Origin of the sequence: Bacillus sp. AP50 (assembly GCF_040492675.1) — a bacterium.
Taxonomy (GTDB): Bacteria; Bacillota; Bacilli; order Bacillales; family Bacillaceae_G; genus Bacillus_A; species Bacillus_A cereus.
The window spans coordinates 1-3,273 of the sequence record NZ_JBEUTW010000547.1 but is presented as its reverse complement, the minus strand read 5'-3'; the positions used below and the strand labels follow the sequence as shown (position 1 = coordinate 3,273).

Below are 3,273 nucleotides of genomic sequence, written 5' to 3'. Positions count from 1 at the left end.
GGTTTATTTACAAATCACTAACATGCAATCCTAATGAATCTACAGGCATTTGTCTAATTATAAATGAGACTGGCTCGTTTTCTATACAAAAAACATACTGTATATAGTAGTCCATGAACCATATAGATTAACTTACTAAAAAGGAGGAAAACATATGAGTTATGGTGGAAGTTGCGCTGGTTTCGGCGGTGGATTTGCTTTGCTTATCGTACTATTCATCCTTCTAATCATCATCGGATGTAGCTGTTGGGGTGGCGGCGGATACGGATATTAATATATCCTATCCTTGAAAAATGAACTAAAAACTATAGAAAAACAGCTCAAATATGAGCTGTTTTTTTTCATACTTTCGTATGAATTTATATCCCTCTTATTTGCGATTTCAACTAGCAACATATTGTTTACTATGGAATAAGAAACATTTTTACTAAGGGGGATTACAATGATTAGAGGTCTTTACGAAGCACATTTACCTGTCCGCAACTTAAAAGTATCAATACCTTTTTATGAATCACTAGGGCTAAAATTATATAAAAGAGGAGATAATATTGCTTTCTTTTGGATTAAAGAAAATGAGAGTTGGCTCGGCCTTTGGGAAGGCACAGAATACAAAGTGAATTATCACCCCTCTTTACGACATATCGCCTTTCAAGTAAGTTTACATGATTTAGAAAATGCAATTCATTGGCTAAATCAAAAAGGAATTTCAGCACGAAAAGACTTTGGAATGGAACCAATTGAACCGATTGTTTTTCCGGAATTAGCACATGCAGCCGTATACTTTAACGACCCTGATGGAAATAGTTTAGAATTGATTGCACAATTACCTGTTGGACTTCCCACAGCGGAAAAAGTGTATTTAAGTGAGTGGAAAGAACAAATTCAAACATCGTCATTACATAAGGATTAATCTATTTATGTCAGTTTCTTATTCCACACTTCTTAAAACAAATAAAAACTTCAATAAACTATTTTATGGGCAAACATTAAGTGTACTTGGGGATTGGTTCCATACGGTAGCTTTATTAACATTTGTCTACAGCATAACGGAATCGCCGTTTATGATCGCACTTACTTTTATAAGTAAAAGTTTACCACAGCTTCTTCTTAGTCCATTCATAGGCGGAATTGTAGATCGTTTCTCTAAAAAGAATATTATGATTTTTACCGATATTACACGGGGAATTCTAGTCCTTACATACTTACTCGCAGGCTATAAAATTGAGATTATTTTCATTGCTAATATATGTTTATCTGTACTTTCTTGTTTATTTGAACCGGCTAAACAAGCAACTCTAAAAAATATCGTACACCAAAATCATTTCGTAACTGCTAACTCTCTTTCTAGTACAATTAATGGTTTTATGTCTATTATGGGGGCTTCTTTGGGCGGAGTAATTGCACAATCTTTACATATTGAGTTCGCTTTTTTAGTAAATAGCCTATCATACTTTATTTCAGCCTATTTTATTTATAACATGAGTATTCCTGCTCATGATACTTGTAACAAGAAGAAAGCATTTTTCACTGATATAAAAGGTGGTTATACATACATATTACAAACAAAAATCATTTTAACATTAATTCTTGTCGGCATTTCATGGGGGATTATTGGAGGTGCTTATCAACTACTTCTAACGATCTATGCCGAAAAAATTTTCCATACGAACATTGGGATTTTATATACGGTTCAAGGGGCTGGGCTTATGATAGGAAGCCTTCTCGTTAATCTTTATATATCCCATAATAAAGAAAAAATGAAAAAAGTATTCGGTTGGGCCTACTTATTACAAGGAATTTTCTTTCTCGGATTCATTCTATCCGATCAACTTATTATCGGTATCATTACTTTATTCTGTATGCGCATAGCAGGAGGAATCATCGTTCCACTTGATACGACATTACTTCAAACTTACACACACGAAAATATGATAGGTAAAGTTTTTTCATTCCATTATTCCATTTACGGATCTCTTATTCAGTTATCGATGTTTTTTACAGGAGGGCTGTTAGAAATTCTTTCTCCTCAAATGATTGGCTGTTTATTAGCTACATGCTGTATTTTTGTAAGTTTTATATGGCTGTTCTTGTTTTATCGCGGGGATCTCAGTGAATAATTTAATGATAATCAATACATTTTGATCCCATTCATTATTTGTTTCCCCATAATAAAATTGTTTAAAAATACAAGTCATATTTTTTAGTTAAAGAGCCTTATATGGCAACACTATTTGAGAAAAAACTAGATATTTATGTTAAAATACAAATAAGTTTGTGAAACATTGCACTTAAATAATAGACTTTAACTAGTTAAACTTGATTAAATAGGAGGGCTGTTTTGGGTATCACATTCTTTTTCATATGTATTATATTAGTGGCTTCTATTCTGCAAGCAAGTACAGGTTTTGGCTTTTCCATAATGGCAACCCCTTTCTTACTTATGTTATTTCTACCACAAGAAGCTATACAAATAAACATTATTTTATCTTTAATTATCTCCATTTCACTCATTTGGAAAATAAGAATGGACGTTGATTTTGTTCTACTGAAAAGGTTTATTTTTGGAAGTATAGTTGGTGTTCCTTTTGGCATTTTAATTTTCATTTCCGTTAACATAAACACTTTTAAATTAGCAGTTAGCATCCTACTCTTACTATTAACATTGTTGCTAATATGCAACGTTAAGGTTAGATCAACACAATCTAGAGATTTCATAGCTGGCGGATTATCTGGTCTTTTAACGACAAGTATCGGTATGCCAGGTCCACTCCTGTTACTTTATTTTACAGGAACTAATACTGAAAAAGAGAAGTTAAGAGCAACTACATTAGCTTTTTATCTGTTTATATATTTCATTAGTCTAGTAACTCAAATACTCTTTACTGGCACAAACAAAACCATTTGGGAATCAAGTTTTTATGCCATTCCAATTGTATTTTTAGGTTTGTTTATAGGTCAAATTATTTTTAAATGGCTTAATCAACGGATTTTTAAAATATTTACGTACATTCTTTTAAGTTGTACAGGGGGTTATCTTCTTATTGAAAGTTTGAACTTGTTATAGAAGATGCTTTAGATCGTGCAATAACAGATATGTTCAAACGAAATTATTGCTGTATTTTCCGGCGGGGTATTCCATATCAAAACTTAAATAACTTTATTGACAGTTTACAATTAGCAATAATCTTTCTTTCATAAGGAAAATATTTCAAATCAAATACTAAATAAAACGATAAAAAGCGGCTATTATGCCGCTTTTACTTACTATTGGCA

The 3,273-nt window shown here is 32.1% G+C and carries 4 protein-coding genes; all 4 read left to right on the top strand.

Annotated elements, in window-relative coordinates:
- The first annotated feature begins 154 nt into the window (after nt 1-154).
- The 4 genes from ABWK52_RS26315 (at nt 155) to ABWK52_RS26300 (ending at nt 3,064) form a co-directional block, all read left to right on the top strand.
- Complete coding sequence (locus ABWK52_RS26315; protein ID WP_000120179.1) at nt 155-274, top strand: YjcZ family sporulation protein; 120 nt, start codon at nt 155-157, stop codon at nt 272-274.
- A 168-nt stretch (nt 275-442) separates the two neighbouring features.
- Nucleotides 443-910, top strand: coding sequence for a VOC family protein (locus ABWK52_RS26310; protein ID WP_000617953.1), 468 nt, complete (start codon nt 443-445; stop codon nt 908-910).
- A 7-nt stretch (nt 911-917) separates the two neighbouring features.
- On the top strand, nt 918-2,117 hold the full coding sequence (locus ABWK52_RS26305; protein ID WP_000117062.1) for an MFS transporter: 1,200 nt from the start codon (nt 918-920) through the stop codon (nt 2,115-2,117).
- Between the two features lie 221 nt (nt 2,118-2,338).
- A complete protein-coding gene (locus ABWK52_RS26300; protein ID WP_098541425.1) occupies nt 2,339-3,064 on the top strand; it encodes a sulfite exporter TauE/SafE family protein in 726 nt (241 codons plus the stop codon).
- Nucleotides 3,065-3,273: the final 209 nt, after the last annotated feature.

Coding starts and splice junctions, on each gene's coding strand:
- ABWK52_RS26315 (WP_000120179.1), top strand. CDS start 155: ATGAGTTATGGTGGAAGTTGCGCTGGTTTCGGCGGTGGATTTGCTTTG.
- ABWK52_RS26305 (WP_000117062.1), top strand. CDS start 918: ATGTCAGTTTCTTATTCCACACTTCTTAAAACAAATAAAAACTTCAAT.
- ABWK52_RS26310 (WP_000617953.1), top strand. CDS start 443: ATGATTAGAGGTCTTTACGAAGCACATTTACCTGTCCGCAACTTAAAA.